Here is an 18,214-nt window from a genome sequence, read left to right as displayed (position 1 = left end):
TGCAGTTCGCCATGACGGTGAAGACGGTCATCGCCCTCACCGATCGGGGCGATGAGGCGCTTCAGCCGCCCGGGGCCCGGCGCCGGGGCCCGGTTGCGACAATCCCGTACGAGCCGCGACGATCAGCGGATGTTCGAACTGCTGCCGAGAATCGGGGTCGTCCTGCCGGACGGCGCGGGGACCCTCCGCTTCGGCATGGACGAGGACGCCACGCAGGCGACTCTGGCCCGCCTCGGCCAGGTCCGCGGCGAGGATGTCCCCGACGTACCGTGGGCCCTCACCGTCGCATGCGGCGACCTCGAGCTGACCGCTGGACCGGACGCCATCGCGCGGTCCGGCACTCAGCGGACGGACCCGCTCCTGGCAAACGTCGTACTGCGCCGGACCCGGCACACCCACCGACCGCACCCCCGCCCGCCCAGGGCCGGACACGACACCCGCCCACCGGTGTGCTGGGGCCCGGCCGCGGTCCCGGTCGTCCTCGACGACATCGACCTGTTCGGCTACCCGGCGATCGAGGTGCTGGAGGCGCTCGGAGACGACCCGAACCGCGGGCTCCGACTCCGGCCCGTCGTACCGGGCGGCTACGCCCACGAGGTCGCCTTCCGACTTCGGCACCTGCCCCGGGGCGGGGACCGTGCCGGCGCCCGTACCGACAGCGACGAGCCGGTCCTCGCCGACTACGAGCACATGTGGACAACCGAACGGAACTCATGGCAGCTGGAACGGACAGGCACCGGCTATCTCGTCGTCCTGAAGGGCGACCCGCCGATGGACGTATTGATGTGCCACGACACGCTGGCCGATCAGATCATCGCCAGGATGATCGCAGCCGGGGTGGAGATCGTGGCCGGGTGAGGAGACGCCCAGGAGCTGGTCGTCGTCGACGTCGTTGACGCGGTCGGCGCCCACCCCGTACCGGTCCCTGTTCGTGGGCACCGAAGGGTGGTTCTGCATCAGGACCGCTGCCCGGCGACGGACCCGTGCTCGTCATGTGCCCGCTGGCACCGGACGAATGGCGGCGCGCGGCGGCGGATGAACGCGCGAGCTATCGGCGTTACGGCAGGATCTCCAGCTGAACGGCCCTTTCGCCCCCTTGGAGACCGGAGGCGAGGCAGTCCGTGGGCAGTTGCCGGGGCGGAGCAGCCACGGTGCGCCGTACGGGGTGTCCTGCGCCGCGTCCTGCGGTGACCCGGCCCGATTGCAGGACGACCAGGACACCCGCGACGCGGGTGGTTTCACTTTCGATGGTGATCAGCGAGCGTCCGCCGTCGGCGTACCGGACGATTTCCACGCCGACGCCTCCCTGGGACACCGAAGCGCAGGACGCCGGGGTCGGGGCCGAGTCGAACGAGCTGGTGGCTGCGACGGTGCGGTAGGCGCCGACGGCGCACGTGTACCGCACGTCCGCGTGGATGCGGGTCGGCCGCGGCCGGAGGGTGAGCGGTGGGTCGTAGCGACTCGTGGAGTTGCCCGTGCAGGTGACGGCCCCGTGCCCACCCGTCCAGGCCTGGCCGGCCGGCGCCCACACCAACGACGAACACACCAGTGCCAGGGATCCCAGCGTCACCGCCATGCCACGCATTCCGGACACACGCCCTCCAACGTATTTGCATCGCTACTGTCCCTTGACTGCCCCCGGCCGCAGCCGCCACCCCGGCGCCTCAGAGCGCATCTCCGCGCGCACCCGCCCGGACGCGCACCCCGACGCGCCACCGCTCCCGCCGGATCCCCACCTATTGCCGCGCCCGCATGAGAGGCGAAGCAACGCCGGGGTAGGAAGGGCGGGACGAGTCCTCGTCGAACTGCAGCGAGCGGGAGGAAACCCGAGTGGACCGTACGACCACCACAGCCGACACCACGCCCACACGGCGGGTCTTCGCCATGATGGACGCGGACGGGGACAGCGTCATCTCGGCGCACGACTACCTCTCCCGCATCGATCGGGCGGTCCGGGCGACAGGGCGTACGGAGGACGACCCACTCGTCGCCATCGCCCGTGCGGAAGGGCTCAAGGCCTGGGGGGTGATGGACGCCAACGCGGACGGCCTGCTGACCTTCGAGGAGTACGACGCATGGGTGGACGGAGACAAGTTCGACAACATCTGCCAGTTCGCACTCGGCTCACTGTTCGACCTCGTCGACACCGACGGGGACGGTGCCCTGGACCGGACCGAGTTCACCACCCTCCGCACCGCGCTGAACAATCCGCCCGGCAACGCCGCGGCCGCTTTCGACGCGCTGGACACCGATGGCGACGGCCGGGTCGCCCGCGCCGCGTACCTGGCGGCGATCCGCGCCTATGTCGTCGGCGAAAGCTCCCCCATGGGCGAAACCCTGTACTGAAGACTGTCCGGCATCGTCTCCGGATGGACGACGGAAAGCACGCCCGTATCCGCTTCGTCGCGTGGGAGCCAACAACGATTGGACGTACGGAATGTGACGCAAGAGCCGGTCCAGCGGCTCGCGGCGCCGAAACCTGTGGACGACACCGGCGGCTCGCGGCAACCGCGTCCCGCTCGTCCATGGGCACGCTCTTCTGTGACACCACTGTGACCGGAAGCGTGGCTTCCGTCATAGCCTGTCGTGGTCCTGGTCTGATCGACTCGGTGAAATGCGCAAAGCTCCGCTCACTCGACCCGCTCTGCTTGCCGGACTCCTGCTGCTCACGGCGTGCGGGACAGAGAAGGCCGAGGGGCAGGGCGGCGGTCTGACGCAGACCCAGGTGCCCGGCGCCCAGGGCCTTCCCGGTGAGTCCCTCTGCGGAGCTCAGCCCTCCGCAACGGCAGTCGCGCCGGGCACGTCGGCCGCCCTGCCCGGAGGCTCTTCCCACGAGGAGAAGGACGGAGTCACGATCACCGGCCTGAGCCGAGGTGCACCTCATTGCGCGGAGTTCGCGGTCACCAACCACAAGGCCGAACCCTTCAGCTACACGATCACCTTCACCTTCCTCTCGGGCACCGGCGAGGCGCTGGCAAGTCAGAAGAAGACCGTGCCGTCCGTCAAGCCCGGTCGGACGGCGAAGGGCACAGTTACCGCGAGCGGGCTTCCCTCCGGTGCGCCGAGCACAGCACGCGTACGGATCACCGAGGTGAGAAGCGTCCCCAGCGACGAAGCGCCTTCCGAAGGGAGCTCCTGCCCGCCCTCGGGCATCCGCGTGTACGCCGATGACGGCGATGCCGCCATGGGACTCCGCGTCGTAAGTCTTCACCTGGAGAACTGCGGCACTCGGCTCTACCCGCTCAACGGCTATCCGCGGCTGCAGCCTCTCGACAAGGACCACAAGCCCGTCGACAGCGTGAAGACCCTCCAGGGCGGAAGCTCCGTCGCCACCGGCACCGGAGCCGACGGTGTGCCTCAGCCGCTGGACCTGAAGCCCGGCGAGCGCGCCTACGCCACTCTGGTGTGGCGCAACACCGTGGAAGGCGGGACCGGCGATCCCGTGAACGCTCCCTATGCCAGGGCGTGGGCGAAACCCGGCGCCGCCCCGGTGATGGTGATGCCGGAGCTCGACCTGGGCACCACGGGAAAACTCGGCGTCGGCCCCTGGAAGAAGGACGAGAAGCCCGCGCCGGGCACCGGCAGCGCATCCGGCACCCGGCCGTCCGCACCGCCGGCCGCGTCCGCGGCACCCGCACAGCCGTAACGGCACGGAGCCGGTCCCAGCGAGCCGGAACCGTGAGAAGGCCGAGCAAGCCCACCTACGCCGGCCGGGTATGGGTGCGGGCCCCGGCCGACGGCGGTCACCAGTCGATGTGTGCGTTGATCCAGTCGACCAGGCCGTCTTCGTCGTCCGCGGAGGGCAGATCGGGGCCGCAGGTGAGGGGAGTAAAGGACAGCTGCAAGTGGGTGAGGTAGCCGTAGGGGCCGTTGTCGGATGTCTGCCCGAGTATCAGGGCGTGCGTGGGGGTGCGCCAGATGCGGTGCGTCAGTTCGGGCCCGGCCACCACGGTCGCAGAGGATGAGAACGTTCGCTCAGGGGGCGCTCCGAGGTGTTCGGTCACCGCCTGCGCGGCCTGCGTGAGGACGGCCTCGCAGTCCTGGTCCGTGGCGGGCCTGCGACCGCTCCAGCCGGGCAGTTCCTGCCAGCGGTCCATGAGGCCGTACAGCCATGATTCGTTGGCCAGGCGTTCGTCGTGCGGGTCGACGGGGTACAGCTCTCCGAAGACCAGGAAAGTCCGCGCGTCCGGGTTCCCGAACGGGCTGGCGTAGTCGGAGCACAGCACATGCTGGTCCGCGGTGCGGAAGGACTCGCAGACCAGGCTCTCCTCCCAGCACCACCCCCGCCTCTGCACTTCGGCCTCGACCGCTTCGAAGTCGTCGGAGACGTGAGACGCGGCCGGCAGATCCACGAGTTCGGCGACGGCCCCAGCCGTCAACGGCCGGTGGGCAAGGGCATGTACGGGAAACAGCATGCGCAACACCCTAAAGGTGGTGCCACCGCTGCCGAACCACCAGCTCCGCTTCCACAGCATCTCACCTCGGCCCTGCCCAGCCGCTTCGCAGGCCGCCGCCCCCGGCCGCGCCGTCAGGACGATCGGGCGTGGGCCGCGCCACGTCGGGATGGCCATGCCCATGCCATAAGCTCCGGATCGTCCCGGCCGTCGGAGCCGGGCCGCACCACGGGGAATCACCATGGCTGTTCGCCACGTTTTCACATCCGCGCTTGTCATCGCCGCCGCACTCGCCCTGACGGCCTGTGGGCCCGATGAGGACACCGGCGCATCGGGATCGTCGGCGACTCCGCAGCACAGCGCCACGGCTCAGCCTTCGGCCAAGCCGTCGTCTGCCGGGGGTGGGGACGCCAGGGGCAAGGGCGGCTGCCCCACGCTCAAGCCCGGCCACAAGGTCATCTGGGTCAACAACATCGAGGGCGCGATGAACAACGTCATCGCCAAGGACACCAAGACGGCCTGCGACCCGTCGTCGAACGCAGGGGCTTCCTACCACCCCGTGGGCGAGCTGAAGACCTACGCCCTGGACCCGAACACCAAATTCGTCCTCATCACCAAGGACGGCGGCGGCAAGGTCCCCGGCCCCACGGCGGGCCCCGGCAGCGGCGTCGCCCATGTGAAGACCTGTGCGGACCCGGACGGCAAGCAGTACGACGGCGGGCAGCAGAAGCAGAACCAGCAGAAGACGAAGAACGGGGAGTTCTGCTGGGGCATGAACTTCTACGACGTCGCGGTGGGCTCCGACAACAAGATCACGGAGATGACCGAAGTCTTCTCGTCGTAGCCACACCCCTCAAGAGCTCGGGCGCGACCGGGGCCGTCGCTCCGCACGGTGCAGTGGCATCGGCGGCGATCGTGACGACCCCGGTCTCCGCCATGGTCGGTTGTCCTGCGCACGCCCGGCCGGACCGGCGGTCGGTGCCGGCCTTCACGCCATGCGCGCAGGTCGCTCTGCCCAGGGCGACGCCGAGGCAGTGTCCGGCCTCGCGGTGGCGGTCGGTCGTCAGTCGTCTGTCTTGATCTTCTTCATGGTCAGGTGGGACTCGACGCGCAGGATGCCGGGGAGGCCGGTGAGCTTGCCGGTGAGGAAGGCGCTGTAGGCGGCGTGGTCGGCGACGGCGACGCGGAGGAAGTAGTCGGGGCGGCCGAACATCCGGCGGAACTCTATGACCTCCTCATAGGAGGCCAGCGTCTCCTCCAGCGTTTCGATGGTCTTGAGGTCGTTGGCATAGACCTCGATATCGATCATGACTTCCAGGCCGCGGCCGACGGCTTCCGGGTTGATGATCGCGCGGTATCCGGTGATGGCTCCGACCTCCTCCAGCCGCTTGAGACGCCGTAGGCACGGCGGCGGAGTCAGACCGACCCGCTTGGCCAGTTCCACGTTGGTCAGCCGCCCGTCCTGACGCAGATGAAACAAAATTTCTCGATCGACCGCATCAAGGCCCAGTTCATTGCTCATGGGGCCAGAATAAGGGAATTCTTAGCAACCATATGTGGTGGAAATCCGCCTAAAGTTTCAACATGCCCGCGTTTCCGGTCGCTGTCAGCGATCCCTCTCGTCATGCCCCCGCTCCCCCACCCCGACAGCTGTCCGAGGCGACGGCGGCCCTGAAGGATTCCGCCTCCGTGGGGCTGGGCCTGCTGCCGCTCGGACTCGCCCTCGGCGTGCTCATCACCCACGCCGACCTGCCTTGGTGGTGCGCGAGCCTGTCCACCGCCGTCATCTACGCAGGCTCGTTCGAATTCCTCCTCGTCGGCCTTGTGGTCGTGGCCGCGCCCCTGGTGACGGTCGCGCTGACCGCCTTCCTGGTCAACGTCCGGCACGTGTTCTACGCGCTGTCCTTCCCGCTCGGCCGCGTCCACGGGCGCCTGGCCAGGGCTTACAGCACCTTCGCCCTGATCGACGAGGCATACGCCCTGACCACCGGCCCACAGGCCCGGTCCTGGTCCGGCGCGCGCATTGTGTGGTTGCAGATATACATGCAGCTGTACTGGGTCGGCGGCGCCACCGTCGGCGCCCTGCTCGGCTCGGTGATACCCGACAGTGTCACCGGCCTGGACTTCGCCCTGACCGCTCTGTTCACCGTGCTGGCCCTCGACGCCGTCAGGGAACGGCGCGGCGACCTGCCCACCCCCGTCCTCGCGCTGCTCAGCGCGCTGGCCGCCCGCCTGATCCTCCCCGGCCAGCTGCTGCCGGCAGCCTTCGCCCTCTTCACCGCCGCGCTCCTGACCCGACACCTCGTCACCCGCAGGAGGCGGGCCCATGCCTGACACCCGCTATCTGCTCACGGCCATCGCCGTCTCGGCCGCCATCACCTGGGCCCTGCGCGCCCTGCCCTTCACGGTCCTGGCCCCCTTGCGCGCCAGCGCGACCGTCAAGTACCTCGGCGCCCGCATGCCGGCCGGTGTCATGGTGATCCTGTTCGTCTACTGCCTGCGCGACCTTCCGCTGCCCGGACCACGCGCCGCCGCACCCCTGGCAGCCCTGGCCGTCACCATCGGGCTGCACCTTTGGCGCCGCAACGCCCTGCTGAGCATCCTCGGCGGCACCATCGTCAGCGTGGCCCTGGCCAGCACCTTCTTCGCCCACTGAGCCGTTCCGGCGGCGAGCGAGCCGCCCCGCAGGGTACGCAGTCGGGACCGCCGCCTTGGGCGAGGCGCGCGTGGCGCCGCCGGCCGGCACGGTTGCCCTCGACGACTGGTCCCGCTGCCCCGCCGCGTGCACGGATGCTCTTGAAGCGCCGATCGTCGGCCGCCTACCGTCGTGTGGACCGTGTTCCGGTGAGCCGCTGGGCCGCCGGGTGAGCGGTACGCCGCCGCTACGAGAGGAACGCCCGCTGTGCGTGTGCGCGAGGAACGGGAGCAAGCCGAGGCCGCCGGACACCTGATCCGGCCGCCCGGGAACAGCACGCCCGAGCACCGTTTCGCCCCGGAACACGGCCCGATGACACCGGCCCAGGCGATCAACCTCCGGAGCACCGCGGGCAACGCGGCGGTGAGCCGGGTGGTCGGCCAGAACCGGGGAGCGGAGCCGAAGATTCCCTGGGCCGCGCCGGGGACGCGCTCGAAGCGGTCCCAGGGCGAGGCCGGCATAGAGCGGGGCGAGAGCCCGCCGCAGCAGGTGACCAGGACCACGCGCAGTGGAAGGGCCGGGACGTCGGCGAAGGGCAAGGAGAAGGCGGAGGAGCCCGAGGAGATCGGCAACCCCACCCTCCGGTTCACCTCCAACTATGCCGGCCCCACAGAGCAGTCCCTCGCCGGGAACCACGCGATCGGCTTCGAACAGGAGGCGACGCTCCAGCGGGCGAACGGGATGACGACGCCGGCGGAGGACGCGTACGACTTCTGGCAGGAGGTCACCGATACGTACTCTTACATCCCACCGGACGCGGTGAACTACCGTCCCAAGAAGACCAAACGCCCGTGGGTCGTGGACGGCCCCTTCCATCCGCCCTACAACACCGAGGACGGAATGGTCATCAAGGACGACAATCGCATCACCTTCGACGACAGCCCCGGATTCTCAGGCAATATGAGAATGACGAACGGCTACTGGCTCTCCTTCTACGAGGTCAAGTTCCGCTGGAAGGTCCGCCGCAAGCTGGGCGGGCAGTTCACCAAGAAGGAACCGTTCTGGACCAGTGACGAAATGGTCCATCGAGTGGAATCCGTGTTCGACCCCCAGAACCCGGAAGCGACCGCGCAGATCACGGCGAGGCCGGCGGGCAACCGTACGTGGAACGTCGAACTGCCCAACTGAGAAGTACTTGGCGTGCACGGCTGAAAGGCGCGGCCTCGATAGTACGTAGGGGCCCTGCTACGTAGTTCTCGCCGATGCGACGTTCCCCTCCCCCACGGCATGGTCGGTACCGCAGTCACGTCGCGCCGGCCGACGGCTCCCGCCCGGGACGTGCCGGTGGACAGAAGAGGGGAACGGTTTGTTCAGCTCGTATCCGGCCGCCACGTCTTCCGTACCGACCGCACGCCGGGTGCGGGTGGCGGTCACAGCACCCGATCCGATCAGCCGCGAGGGGGTTCTCGGTCTGCTGCGCCGCCGGCCGGAGGTCGACCTCTGCGAAAGTGACGGTTCCGCAGCCGTTGCCGTGCTCGTCGAGGACGTACTCGACGAGGCCGTGCTCGCCCGGCTGCGCCGGATCGTGCGCAGCGAGGGAGCGCGGGTGGTGCTCGTCGTGGGGAGCATCCGGGAGAACGAACTGCTGGACGTCATCGAGTCCGGCGCGGGAGCCATCGTCTGGCGCCGCGAAGCCACCGCACACCGGCTGGTGCAGGCGGTGCTGACCGCGGCCGAAGGCGGCGGCGATCTGCCCGCGGATCTGCTGGGCCGGCTCATCAGCCAGGTGGGACGCCTGCACCGGGGCGGCGCCGACCATCCGGGGTCCTTCCTGGGTCTGACGTCACGCGAGGTGGATGTCGTGCGGCTGGTGGCCGAGGGACTCGACACCTCGGAGATCGCCGCCAAGCTGTCGTACTCCGAACGCACCGTCAAGAACGTCATGCACGGACTCACCACGCGCCTTCATCTGCGCAACCGCTCGCACGTGGTGGCGTACGCGCTCCGTGAGGGCTACATCTGACCGGACGGGCGGCGGGGGCGGCCCCTTGAGGCACGAGCGCTGCCTCGCCGCCGTCCCTGACGCGCCTGCACTCCGGGCGGCGCGGGGACCACGATCGGCGGCGGGGCCGCGAAGAGCCGCCGCCGGGAGCCGGCAGGGGCGGCGGCCGACAGGTGGGAGCGCGTGAGTGATTCATGAGGTGGACGAGGTCCTCAAGGGCCTCATCGGCGGCGGGGCGCTGGCCGGGTCCGGCATCGAGGTGTCCTTCGAGGTGCCCACCCGTGACTGGGCGGCCCGGCGCAACGCGCCCGTGGTCAACGCCTACTTGTACGACGTCCGGGAGGACGTGTCCCGGCGGCAGCGCGGACGCACGGAACTGCGCGACGACCGGGACATCGCCGTACGCCGCCGTCGCCCGCCACGTTGGTTCCGGCTCTCCTACCTGGTGACGGCCTGGACGAAGACGCCGCAGGACGAACACCGGTTGCTGTCCGCGGTGCTGGCCACGCTGCTGCCGCACGAACTGCTCTCGGCGCAGGACCTTCCGGAGCCTCTCGGACGCCTCGGACTGGCGGTGCCGGTGACGGTGGGCGGCAGCCGGTCGGAGGCCCGCTCCCTCGCCGAGATCTGGTCCGCGCTGGGCGGTGAACTCAAACCTTCCCTGGACGTCGCGATGACCGTGCCGTTCCCGGCGTTCCCCGATTACGACGCGGCGCCCCCGGTCACGGAAGGCGCGGCGGTCCGGGTACGCGGTGTGGACGGCGGCCCGCCCCGGTCGGAGGAGCGCGCCCACCGACCCCGTCAGGTCGCGGCGGCCCGCGCCGCACACGAGCGGACGGCGGCCCGCCGCACGGAGCGGACATGAACGCCGCGCCCCTGGACGACCTGCTTCCCGCCACCGCCGGCCCCGGGGACGCCGGTGCGGCCGGTCCGGCGCACTCGCTCCTCGGACGGCTGACCGGACTGCGGCATGCCGTGACCGCGCTGGTGGAGCACCGCTCCGCCGACGACCCCACCGCGAACGACCCGTTGCGCGGCCTGTACATGTCCGAGGAGGCCGTGGGCCGTCTGCTGCACACCTGGCCGTGCGCGGTGCCGGACGCGGCGCGGGAGACGGACGTACGGCCGGGCACTCCGACGGAGTGGCCGCAGGACGCCGACGACCGCCTGGCCCGGACGGCCGCCCGGCTGCGGCTGACCGAGCTGGACACGGCCGTTCTCCTCATCGCCCTCGCCCCCGACCTCGATCGCACCTTCGAGCCGCTCTACGGCTACCTCAACGACGACGTGAGCCGCCGCCGAGCCACCGTGGGTCTCGCCCTGGACCTGTGCGGGACGCCCCCACACCTTCCGGAGGCCCGCGCCCGGTTCCACCTCTCGGCTCCGCTGCGCGCCTTCGGGCTGCTGGCCGTCGAGGAGGCCGACCGCCCGCTGCTGACCCGCTCGTTGTCCGTTCCCGACCGGCTCACCGCCCACTTGCTGGGGGATGATGCCCCGGATGCCGCGCTCCTCGGCCGGCTGCGCCCGATGCCGGACCCGCTGCCCGGCACGGAGCACGAGGCGGGCTTCGTCCGACGGCTGGCCGCCCGTCTCGGCGACGGACCGTTCAACGCCTACCTGCGCGAACACCGTGAGGGCGACGCGTTGGCCACCCTCGCGTCCGCCCTGCGCGAGGCGGACGTCGACGCGCTGCGCTACACCGGGCCCGTGGACCACGTACCGGAGCTGCTGAGGGAAGCACGCCTGACCGGCCGGGCGGTCGTGGTGTGCGGCCTGCCCGAGCGACCTGGCCCGATGGTGGCCGAGTTGACCGCGGCCGCCGACGTGACCGTGCTGCTGACCGACTCCCGTCCGTACGATCCGCAGTGGTCCGCGCACGACCCGCTGGTGCTCCAGGCGCCCCGGCGGCCGACCGGAGGTACGGCCTCCTGGCGCGCCGCGCTGGGGCCGGCGGCCGACGGCTTCGACCTGGCCGGCACGGTGGCCCCGTACCATCTCGGCGGTGAACGCATCGCCCGCGCCGCCCGGGCCGCGGCGGAGCTCGCCGCCTTCGACGGGACCGCGCTCACCGCCGCTCACGTACGGCTCGCCGCCCGGCAGCAGTCGGCCTCGGGCCTGGAACGGCATGCGCGCCGGATCCGGCCGGCGGTGGACTGGCGTGACCTGGTCCTGCCCGACGGTCCCCTCGCCCAGCTGCGGGAGCTCACCCTGCGCGCCCGCCACCGCGACCGGGTGCTCGGCGACTGGCGGCTGAGCGCCGGCGGCGGTCGCGGACGCGGCGTCCTGGGGCTCTTCGCGGGCGAGTCCGGCACCGGCAAGACGCTGTCCGCGGAGGTGATCGCCGCCGATCTCGGTGTCGACCTGTACGTGGTCCAGCTGTCCTCGATCGTGGACAAATACGTCGGTGAGACCGAGAAGAACCTCGAGCGGATCTTCACGGAGGCCGACCGTACGGACGCCGTGCTCCTCTTCGACGAGGCCGACGCCGTCTTCGGCAAACGCTCGGAGGTCAAGAACTCCCACGACCGGTACGCCAACATGGAGAGCGCCTACCTGCTGCAGCGCCTGGAGTCCTTCGACGGCATCGCCCTGCTGACCACCAACCTGCGGGCCAACATCGACGACGCGTTCACCCGCCGCCTCGACCTGGTGGTCGACTTCGCCTTCCCGGACGCCGGACAGCGTCGCGCGCTGTGGCGGCACGGCCTGTCGCACGTGCCCCGCGCCGAGGACATCGACGTCGACGACCTCGCCCGGGACTTCGAGCTGGCCGGCGGTGCCATCCGCGGGGCGGTGGTCACCGCCGCCTACCTCGCGGCCGGCCGGGACGAGCCGGTCACCGAGGGCGACCTGTGGGAAGGCGCCCGCCGCGAGTACCGCAAGGCGGGCCGACTGGTCCCGGGCGACACGAGCTGGTGACACGCGGCCGGCGTGGTCACACGGTGAACCGGACCGCCTCCAGCTGCAGTTTCAGCTCCATCGGGCTTCCGCCGTACTTCCACTGGCCGGGGTCGGTGCACACCTGGCCCATCCAGTTCTTCTCCTTGACATAGGCGGACTGACACACGGAGCCGTCGAAGACCTTGATGGTGAATCCCTGCATGGGGGAGTCCGCCTCATTGGTGCTGCCGATGACCATGTCCTCCTGGTCGGCCGCCGACGACCACTCGTCGCCCTTCCGCCAGCCCTCGACGACATAGGCACTGGCGCCGGTGACCCCCCTGGTGCCGGACACCGCGATGTTGAGGGCTTTGACGGGCGTGCCCTTGCCCACCGTGCCGGCCTCGGCTCCGTCGCACACCGGGTCCTGCCAGCCGCCGCCCGCGACGTACGCGCGGTAGCAGATGTGGCGGCCCGCGCTGCGGGCGGCGAGCTTGCGCACCGCGGTGGCCGCGGTCTGCTCCTCGGTCTCCTTCTTGGGCTCGTCCCCGCCTCCGTCCTTCGGCTTCTCCTGTCCGCCCGAGTCGGGATTCCCGGGCGATTCGTCCGACTTCTCGTCGGACTTGGGGGGTGGGCTGCTGATCGGTGGGGTCGGACTGACCGGCGTGAGCTCGCCGGCCTTCTCGGGCCTCTCCCTGGCCACGCTCTGCACTTGCGGCTGATACGCCAGCCAGATCGTCACGAACGCGATCGTCAGCGCGAGAAGCAGACCGAAGGTGGTGGCCAGCCAGCCCGGCAGGATGCCGCGCTGCACGAAGGTGCCGTTCACCTCCACCGGCTCGCTGCCTGAGCGTCGCAGGGCCAGCGCGTACGGCTGCTCCTGCTTGGAGCCGAACCAGGTGATCTGCCGGGGGCGCAGCGTCGCCTTCACGAAGGCGGCCCGGCCCGGCTCGATCTGGATGTTGCCCGGCTGGAGGTCGTACGACAGCCGTTCGCCGGTGTCCTTGCCACTGAGCGAACCGGTCACCTTGGTGTTGCCGAGGTTGTCCACGGCCAGTCGTGGCCGTCCCCGGAACCGCCCCTTCACGGTCGGCGGCACCAGCTCGGCGCGTACCTCGGTGAAGGGGGTGACGGTGAGGTTGCCCTCGGGGACGGTGACGGCGTCCGGATGTTCCGTCGGCGTGACCCGTACCGCGTACGGATGGGGGCCGGCGGTCGCGTCCGGCGTACGCGGCGGCGCGAACGTCAGCTCCACCGTGCCGGTCGTACCCGGATAGAGCCGCAGTGCCCGCGGCTCCACGGTGGTCCAGGGGGCGAGATCACCGACCGGTTCGAAGCGGTACTCGTCGACGATGTCCCCGGTGTTGCGCACCCGCAGCCGCACCGTGGTGCTGCTGCCGGGGTCGACGGTCGCGGAGAGGGGTTCCAAAGAGGTCCAAGGGCTCACGCCACGACGCTAGGAGAGGCGGCGGACAGCGTCAGGAGCCCTCCGGGCAGACCCGGTTGCCCGGACGGGCGATGACGTGTGCCCTCGGTCCGCGGCGCGGCACCCCGGTCGCCGGCGGTGTCGGCCCCGCCGGCCCGAACGGCTTCGGCGTCCGCGGCCATGGGCCACCGCCGGCCGGCCGCGAAGGCATGTCGTCACGCCCTTGGGGGCAGCGGCCTTGCCCGGGGCCCGGCACCCGGGGACGTTTCGGCGGCGAGGTGCCTGCGCGAGGGTGGGCACGTCCCGTTTCGTACCCCGAGGAGAGCAGAGCATGCCGTCCTATCTGTCGCCCGGCGTCTACGTCGAGGAGGTGGCCAGCGGTTCGCGTCCGATCGAGGGGGTGGGCACGTCCGTGGCGGCCTTTGTCGGGCTCGCGCCGGCCGGGCCCCTGAACGAGCCCACGCTGGTGACCAATTGGACCCAGTACGTCGCCTCCTTCGGTGACTTCACCGACGGGTACTACCTCGCCCACTCCGTCTACGGATTCTTCAACAACGGTGGCTCCGCCGCGTACGTGGTGCGGGTCGGCGGCCATGCCGGCGGTGCTTCCGGGGACGGCGAGGCCCCCGCCGAGGTGACCGGCCCGGCCCCTGCGGCGAAGCTGCCCGCCGCCGAGCCGAAACAGCTCGGCGCGTTCTCCGTGGCGGCCACCGCCCGGGGTGCGAACGGCCCCTTGACCGTGGAGGTCGCCGACCCCGAGGGGGAAGGCCCCGCCGAACGTTTCAAGCTGATCGTCAAGGACGGCGACAAGCCGGTCGAGACGTTCGACGTGAGCGCCAAGAAGAGCAACCGGTCCTACGTCGTCACCCAGGTCAAGGAGCACTCCAGGCTCATCACCGTGACGGAGGCCGCGTCGGCGGCCCAGCTCACCCGCCCGGAGAACCAGACCGTCACCCTGGCCGTGCCGCCCGCCCCGGCCCCCACGCGGGCGCCGGCGCCCGCGGAGCGGGACACGACCTCGAACCCCGGCCCGGCCCAGTACCTCGGCGACTCCGCGGACCGCACCGGCTTCGGCGGCCTGGAGGCCGTCGACCAGGTGTCCATGGTGGCCGTGCCCGACCTCATGGCCGCCTACCAGCGGGGGGCGATCGACCTGGAGGCCGTCAAGGCCGTACAGCTCGGGCTCATCGCCCACTGCGAGCTGATGGGCGACCGGGTGGCGGTCATCGACCCGCCGCCCGGCCTCAACGCCCAGCAGGTACGGGTGTGGCGCCAGGAGACCGCGGGCTACGACTCCAAGTACGCGGCTCTCTACTACCCCTGGCTGAAGTCCTTCGACCCCGCGACGGGCCAGGCCCGGATGGTCCCGCCCAGCGGCCATGTCGCCGGCATCTGGGCCCGCAACGACTCCGAGCGCGGTGTGCACAAGGCCCCCGCCAACGAGGTCGTACGTGGCGCCGTCGACCTGGAACTCCAGATCACCCGCGGGGAACAGGACCTGCTCAACCCCGTCGGCGTCAACTGCATCCGTGCCTTCCCCGGCCGGGGCGTCCGCGTCTGGGGAGCGCGCACCCTCTCGTCCGATCCCGAGTGGCGCTACCTGAACATCCGCCGGTACTTCAACTACCTGGAGGAGTCGATCCTGATCGGCACCCAGTGGGTGGTGTTCGAGCCGAACGACCACGCGCTGTGGGCCCGCATCCGGCGCAACATCTCGGCGTTCCTGGTCAACGAGTGGCGCGGCGGCGCACTTTTCGGCCAGCGGCCCCAGGAGGCCTACTACGTCAAGTGCGACGAGGAGACCAACCCGCCGGAGTCGGTCGACCTGGGCCGGGTCGTGTGCGAGATCGGTGTCGCCCCGGTCAAGCCGGCGGAGTTCGTGATCTTCCGGTTGTCGCAGTTCTCCAGCGGCAGCGGTGAGTTGGAGGAGTAGGCCGCCCGCCCACGCCCTCAGCCCTCGCACCCGACCGTCAAGAAGCCCAGAAGGACAGCGAACCCATGGCTCTCATGCAGGGTGACTCCCTCACCTCACACAACTTCGGCCTGCAGATCGACGGCGTGATGGTCGAGTACCTCTCGGAGGTCAGCGGCCTCACCATCGAACAGGACGTCATCGTCAGCCCGCAGAACACCGCACAGGGCAAGATCGACATCAACATTCTGCCGGGCGTGCAGAAGAACGGGCAGTGCACCGTGGTGCGCGGCATGACGCAGTCGTCCTCGTTCACGCAGTGGATCAACGACTCGATCAACGGCCGGATGAGCACGGCCCGCAAGAACGCCTCCATCATCATGATGGACTACGAGGACAATCCGGTGAAGCGGTACAACCTGCGCAACGCCTGGTGCAGCAAGATCGACGCCAGCACCCTGAAGGCCGGTGAGGCCGCCGTGCTCACCGAGACCGTCACCATTGTCTTCGAAGAACTGGTCATCGAGTGATGCGGCGCACGGCCACCGGTGTGCCGGGTACGGGCACAGCCACGGCGGTGCCACCGGCCCCTCGGACCGCGGCGGCGGAAACGGAGTCCCCTTCCCCGTCCCCCGCCGCCGCTCCGGCCGACGCGGCACGCCGGAGCCTGCGCACCGAGTTCCCCTTCCAACTGCCGCGCGGATACGTCGACGAGGCGGGCACCGTGCACCGGGACGGCGTGATGCGCCTGTCGACGGCGCGGGACGAACTGGTCCCGCTGCGCGACGTCCGGGTCCAGGAGAACCCCGCGTACCTGTCGGTGGTGCTGCTCGGCCGGGTCGTCACGCGCCTGGGCACGCTGCCGATGGTGCACGACGGGATCGTGGAGAACATGTTCGCCTCCGATCTCGCGTTCCTGCAGGACTTCTACCGCCAGATCAACGCCGAGGGCCACACTCGCGCCGCAGTGGACTGCCCGCACTGCTCGGAGCCGTTCGAGGTGGAACTCGGCGGGAGCCGCCTGGGGGAATCGTGACGTACGCGACCGACCGACTGCACGAGGAGATCGCGTACGTCGCCTACCACTTCCACTGGGATCTGGAGACGATCCTGGACCTGGAACACCACGACCGCCGCGGGTACACGGACCGGATCGCGTCCTTCGTGCCGCGCGCCGGGGCGGAGGACTGAGCCATGGGTTTCCTGGACCGGCTACGGGGCCGGGGCGGTCGTCACCACGGTGGAGAGGCGGAGGCGCGTCACACTCCTGAAGGCACGGACAGCCGGGGCGGCAGCGGAACCGAGACCGGCAGCGGCGTCGGCACCGCCGGGGAACCGCCGGCGAGCGGTGCCGTGCTCGGCGGTACGGCGTCCGGCACGGCCTGGCGAACGCTGCCGCCCATCGAGCGGTCCGTGGCCGGCGGCCGGGCCGAGGTCGCGGACGCCGGGTTCGGTAAGCGTCTGCCGACGTGGCAGAACCCTTCGTTCATGGAGGTACCGTCCCCCCTCGGAGTCCTCGACACCGCTCCCAGCAGCCTGCTTTCGGGGGCGATGACCGACACGGCCCGGCCGGTGACCGGGCTGGAACGGCCGTGGCACACGCTGCCCTGGACGCCGGGGTCAGCGGAGCTGACGGGGCAGCCGGTACCTGTGGCACCGCTGCGGGCCGTGCCGCCAGCGGCGACGACGGCGGCGGCGACGGCGACGGATTCGGCCGGAGGGGCGGGGGCACTGCCCACGGGAGCTGCGGAGGTGGGCGCGCAGCCGATGCCGCGGAGCGCGGTGGCGGCGTCGGCTTCCCCTGGCGAGGCTAGCGGGGCTGTTGGTGCCGCCAGGTCTGCGGTTGCGGCATTGCGAACTCCGTCTCAGGCCGCTGTCAGTGCTCGTCGGACCACACCTGCTGCCACGCCCCGGCCGGTTCGGACGGCTTCACGCCCCTCGACCACCGCCGGCGCTCAGAGGGTTACGGGGACGGCAGCGAACGGGCCGGCCGCCCGGGAGACGCCGACGACGCGGGAGCACTCGCCGGTTGCCCCGGCCGAGCGGACGCGTCCTGCCGAATCCTCGACGCCGGCGGCTCCGCTCGCCGCTTCCCCGGCTCCGGCGTCCCAGGACGCCCATGTGCCTGCCCTGACCCCGGAGCGCGGTGTCCGTGTGACGCCCGCCCCGCCCGCCCCGCCCACCCGGCTCCGGCCGCTCCTCACCAAGGCACCGACCGGACCGGAGGTCGTGCAACAGCGAACTCTGCCTGCGGTACGGCAGGAGCTCGCGCCCGCGAGGGACACAGTGGCGGCCGCGGAATCCCCGGTGACGCGAGCGCGTACCACGAGGACCACGCGGGAACCGGACGGTGTTCCCGACGAGTCCGGGACGGCCGCACCGGCCGCGGACGGCCGAGGGGAAACCGACGCGGCTGCCCCACGCGACCCCCTCAGCCACCCCGCTCCGTCGCCGAAGAACGAGAGTGCCGGTCCGCCCGCGCCCGGCGGCGCTTCGACATCCCGCGGGCGGACAGCGCCTGGACGGACAGGCGCCGAGACCGTGGTGCAGCCGGTGGCCGTCCCCCGCGATCGGGCACCGGCAGTGCCCGGCACCGGTACGGCACCCGGCCCGCGTGACGGAGCGACGGCCTCTCTCGCCGACGCCGCTTCCGCAGGCGCAGCACCCGAAAGGAGCGACGAGACGACCGGCCCCCTTCCCCGGGCCGACGATGCGCACGACCGTCACGGCCCGGCGGCCACCGGTCCGGCCGGCGTACAGCGGGCCACGGCCCAACAGAAGGACGTCGTCCAGAGGGACGTCGTCACGTACGCCACCGGCAGCGCGCCCGGCGAGGCGGCGTCCGCCACCGCACGCACCTCCGGATCCGGGAACACGGCACCGGCACCGGCACCGACACCGGCGCCCGGTCATGACGGCCCCGCCCACGCATCGCCGAGTCCGGTCCTGACCCCGCACCGGGCTC

The 18,214-nt window shown here is 71.0% G+C and carries 19 protein-coding genes; 14 read left to right on the top strand and 5 right to left on the bottom strand.

Annotated features, from left to right (window positions below; translation table 11 throughout):
* Nucleotides 1–129: 129 nt before the first annotated feature.
* Nucleotides 130–858 (top strand): hypothetical protein, encoded by a 729-nt coding sequence (locus tag AB4K12_RS05170; protein ID WP_368433048.1) that lies wholly within the window; start codon nt 130–132, stop codon nt 856–858.
* Nucleotides 859–1,057: 199 nt separating this feature from the next.
* On the opposite strand, the gene AB4K12_RS05165 is transcribed toward AB4K12_RS05170, so the two are convergent.
* On the bottom strand, nt 1,058–1,594 hold the full coding sequence (locus AB4K12_RS05165) for a hypothetical protein (RefSeq protein ID WP_368433047.1): 537 nt from the start codon (nt 1,592–1,594) through the stop codon (nt 1,058–1,060).
* Nucleotides 1,595–1,830: 236 nt separating this feature from the next.
* Between AB4K12_RS05165 and AB4K12_RS05160 the strand changes: the two genes are divergently transcribed.
* Together AB4K12_RS05160 and AB4K12_RS05155 are read left to right on the top strand one after the other, a co-directional pair.
* Complete coding sequence (locus tag AB4K12_RS05160; protein ID WP_368433046.1) at nt 1,831–2,346, top strand: EF-hand domain-containing protein; 516 nt, start codon at nt 1,831–1,833, stop codon at nt 2,344–2,346.
* Between the two features lie 268 nt (nt 2,347–2,614).
* Entirely contained in the window at nt 2,615–3,646 is a 1,032-nt protein-coding gene (locus tag AB4K12_RS05155) for a DUF4232 domain-containing protein (RefSeq protein ID WP_368433045.1), read from the top strand.
* 97 nt (nt 3,647–3,743) lie between these two features.
* Here the strand turns inward: AB4K12_RS05155 and AB4K12_RS05150 are convergent, their stop codons facing one another.
* A complete protein-coding gene (locus tag AB4K12_RS05150) occupies nt 3,744–4,415 on the bottom strand; it encodes a hypothetical protein (RefSeq protein ID WP_368433044.1) in 672 nt (223 codons plus the stop codon).
* 220 nt (nt 4,416–4,635) lie between these two features.
* Here AB4K12_RS05150 and AB4K12_RS05145 point away from each other — a divergent pair, with 220 nt between their 5' ends.
* A complete protein-coding gene (locus tag AB4K12_RS05145) occupies nt 4,636–5,238 on the top strand; it encodes a hypothetical protein (protein ID WP_368433043.1) in 603 nt (200 codons plus the stop codon).
* 219 nt (nt 5,239–5,457) lie between these two features.
* Here AB4K12_RS05145 and AB4K12_RS05140 read toward each other — a convergent pair whose 3' ends face one another.
* Nucleotides 5,458–5,916, bottom strand: a complete 459-nt coding sequence (locus AB4K12_RS05140) for an Lrp/AsnC family transcriptional regulator (protein ID WP_368433042.1) — start codon at nt 5,914–5,916, stop codon at nt 5,458–5,460.
* A 167-nt stretch (nt 5,917–6,083) separates the two neighbouring features.
* Here AB4K12_RS05140 and AB4K12_RS05135 point away from each other — a divergent pair, with 167 nt between their 5' ends.
* From AB4K12_RS05135 to AB4K12_RS05110, 6 genes are all read left to right on the top strand, one after another.
* Nucleotides 6,084–6,728: an AzlC family ABC transporter permease gene (locus AB4K12_RS05135; RefSeq protein ID WP_368433157.1), complete on the top strand. Its 645-nt coding sequence runs from the start codon at nt 6,084–6,086 to the stop codon at nt 6,726–6,728.
* On the top strand, nt 6,721–7,050 hold the full coding sequence (locus AB4K12_RS05130; RefSeq protein WP_368433041.1) for a branched-chain amino acid transporter permease: 330 nt from the start codon (nt 6,721–6,723) through the stop codon (nt 7,048–7,050). Before AB4K12_RS05135 ends, AB4K12_RS05130 begins: the two co-directional genes overlap by 8 nt.
* Before the next feature lie 246 nt (nt 7,051–7,296).
* Nucleotides 7,297–8,217: a hypothetical protein gene (locus tag AB4K12_RS05125; RefSeq protein ID WP_368433040.1), complete on the top strand. Its 921-nt coding sequence runs from the start codon at nt 7,297–7,299 to the stop codon at nt 8,215–8,217.
* A 178-nt stretch (nt 8,218–8,395) separates the two neighbouring features.
* Nucleotides 8,396–9,052, top strand: coding sequence for a response regulator transcription factor (locus AB4K12_RS05120; protein WP_368433039.1), 657 nt, complete (start codon nt 8,396–8,398; stop codon nt 9,050–9,052).
* Between the two features lie 166 nt (nt 9,053–9,218).
* The gene (locus tag AB4K12_RS05115; protein ID WP_368433038.1) at nt 9,219–9,896 is read left to right on the top strand and encodes a DUF4255 domain-containing protein; all 678 of its coding nucleotides are present in this window, start codon (nt 9,219–9,221) and stop codon (nt 9,894–9,896) included.
* Entirely contained in the window at nt 9,893–11,950 is a 2,058-nt protein-coding gene (locus AB4K12_RS05110) for an ATP-binding protein (protein WP_368433037.1), read from the top strand. The genes AB4K12_RS05115 and AB4K12_RS05110 overlap by 4 nt, the downstream gene beginning before the upstream one ends.
* Nucleotides 11,951–11,966: 16 nt before the next feature.
* Here AB4K12_RS05110 and AB4K12_RS05105 read toward each other — a convergent pair whose 3' ends face one another.
* A complete protein-coding gene (locus tag AB4K12_RS05105) occupies nt 11,967–13,358 on the bottom strand; it encodes a hydrolase (protein ID WP_368433036.1) in 1,392 nt (463 codons plus the stop codon).
* Nucleotides 13,359–13,668: 310 nt separating this feature from the next.
* Here AB4K12_RS05105 and AB4K12_RS05100 point away from each other — a divergent pair, with 310 nt between their 5' ends.
* The 4 genes from AB4K12_RS05100 to AB4K12_RS05085 all read left to right on the top strand — a co-directional run bounded on the left by AB4K12_RS05100 (nt 13,669) and on the right by AB4K12_RS05085 (nt 16,440).
* Nucleotides 13,669–15,270 carry a phage tail sheath subtilisin-like domain-containing protein gene (locus tag AB4K12_RS05100; protein ID WP_368433035.1) on the top strand — a complete coding sequence of 534 codons (1,602 nt, stop codon included), beginning with the start codon at nt 13,669–13,671 and terminating at the stop codon, nt 15,268–15,270.
* A 65-nt stretch (nt 15,271–15,335) separates the two neighbouring features.
* Nucleotides 15,336–15,779: a phage tail protein gene (locus tag AB4K12_RS05095; RefSeq protein WP_368433034.1), complete on the top strand. Its 444-nt coding sequence runs from the start codon at nt 15,336–15,338 to the stop codon at nt 15,777–15,779.
* Nucleotides 15,779–16,285, top strand: a complete 507-nt coding sequence (locus AB4K12_RS05090) for a hypothetical protein (protein WP_368433033.1) — start codon at nt 15,779–15,781, stop codon at nt 16,283–16,285. Before AB4K12_RS05095 ends, AB4K12_RS05090 begins: the two co-directional genes overlap by 1 nt.
* Nucleotides 16,282–16,440 carry a DUF6760 family protein gene (locus AB4K12_RS05085; protein ID WP_368433032.1) on the top strand — a complete coding sequence of 53 codons (159 nt, stop codon included), beginning with the start codon at nt 16,282–16,284 and terminating at the stop codon, nt 16,438–16,440. Before AB4K12_RS05090 ends, AB4K12_RS05085 begins: the two co-directional genes overlap by 4 nt.
* Before the next feature lie 68 nt (nt 16,441–16,508).
* On the opposite strand, the gene AB4K12_RS05080 is transcribed toward AB4K12_RS05085, so the two are convergent.
* On the bottom strand, nt 16,509–16,988 hold the full coding sequence (locus tag AB4K12_RS05080; protein WP_368433031.1) for a hypothetical protein: 480 nt from the start codon (nt 16,986–16,988) through the stop codon (nt 16,509–16,511).
* Nucleotides 16,989–18,214 lie beyond the last annotated feature (1,226 nt).

This window comes from Streptomyces sp. C36, assembly GCF_040932295.1.
GTDB lineage: Bacteria > Actinomycetota > Actinomycetes > Streptomycetales > Streptomycetaceae > Streptomyces > Streptomyces triculaminicus.
This window is presented reverse-complemented; position numbering and strand designations above follow the sequence as displayed.

Bases quoted from the DNA above. Each gene is read 5' to 3' on its own strand.
- AB4K12_RS05170 (WP_368433048.1), top strand. From the start codon at position 130: ATGTTCGAACTGCTGCCGAGAATCGGGGTCGTCCTGCCGGACGGCGCG.
- AB4K12_RS05155 (WP_368433045.1), top strand. From the start codon at position 2,615: ATGCGCAAAGCTCCGCTCACTCGACCCGCTCTGCTTGCCGGACTCCTG.
- AB4K12_RS05150 (WP_368433044.1), bottom strand. From the start codon at position 4,415: ATGCTGTTTCCCGTACATGCCCTTGCCCACCGGCCGTTGACGGCTGGG.
- AB4K12_RS05145 (WP_368433043.1), top strand. From the start codon at position 4,636: ATGGCTGTTCGCCACGTTTTCACATCCGCGCTTGTCATCGCCGCCGCA.
- AB4K12_RS05140 (WP_368433042.1), bottom strand. From the start codon at position 5,916: ATGAGCAATGAACTGGGCCTTGATGCGGTCGATCGAGAAATTTTGTTT.
- AB4K12_RS05130 (WP_368433041.1), top strand. From the start codon at position 6,721: ATGCCTGACACCCGCTATCTGCTCACGGCCATCGCCGTCTCGGCCGCC.
- AB4K12_RS05110 (WP_368433037.1), top strand. From the start codon at position 9,893: ATGAACGCCGCGCCCCTGGACGACCTGCTTCCCGCCACCGCCGGCCCC.
- AB4K12_RS05100 (WP_368433035.1), top strand. From the start codon at position 13,669: ATGCCGTCCTATCTGTCGCCCGGCGTCTACGTCGAGGAGGTGGCCAGC.
- AB4K12_RS05095 (WP_368433034.1), top strand. From the start codon at position 15,336: ATGGCTCTCATGCAGGGTGACTCCCTCACCTCACACAACTTCGGCCTG.
- AB4K12_RS05090 (WP_368433033.1), top strand. From the start codon at position 15,779: ATGCGGCGCACGGCCACCGGTGTGCCGGGTACGGGCACAGCCACGGCG.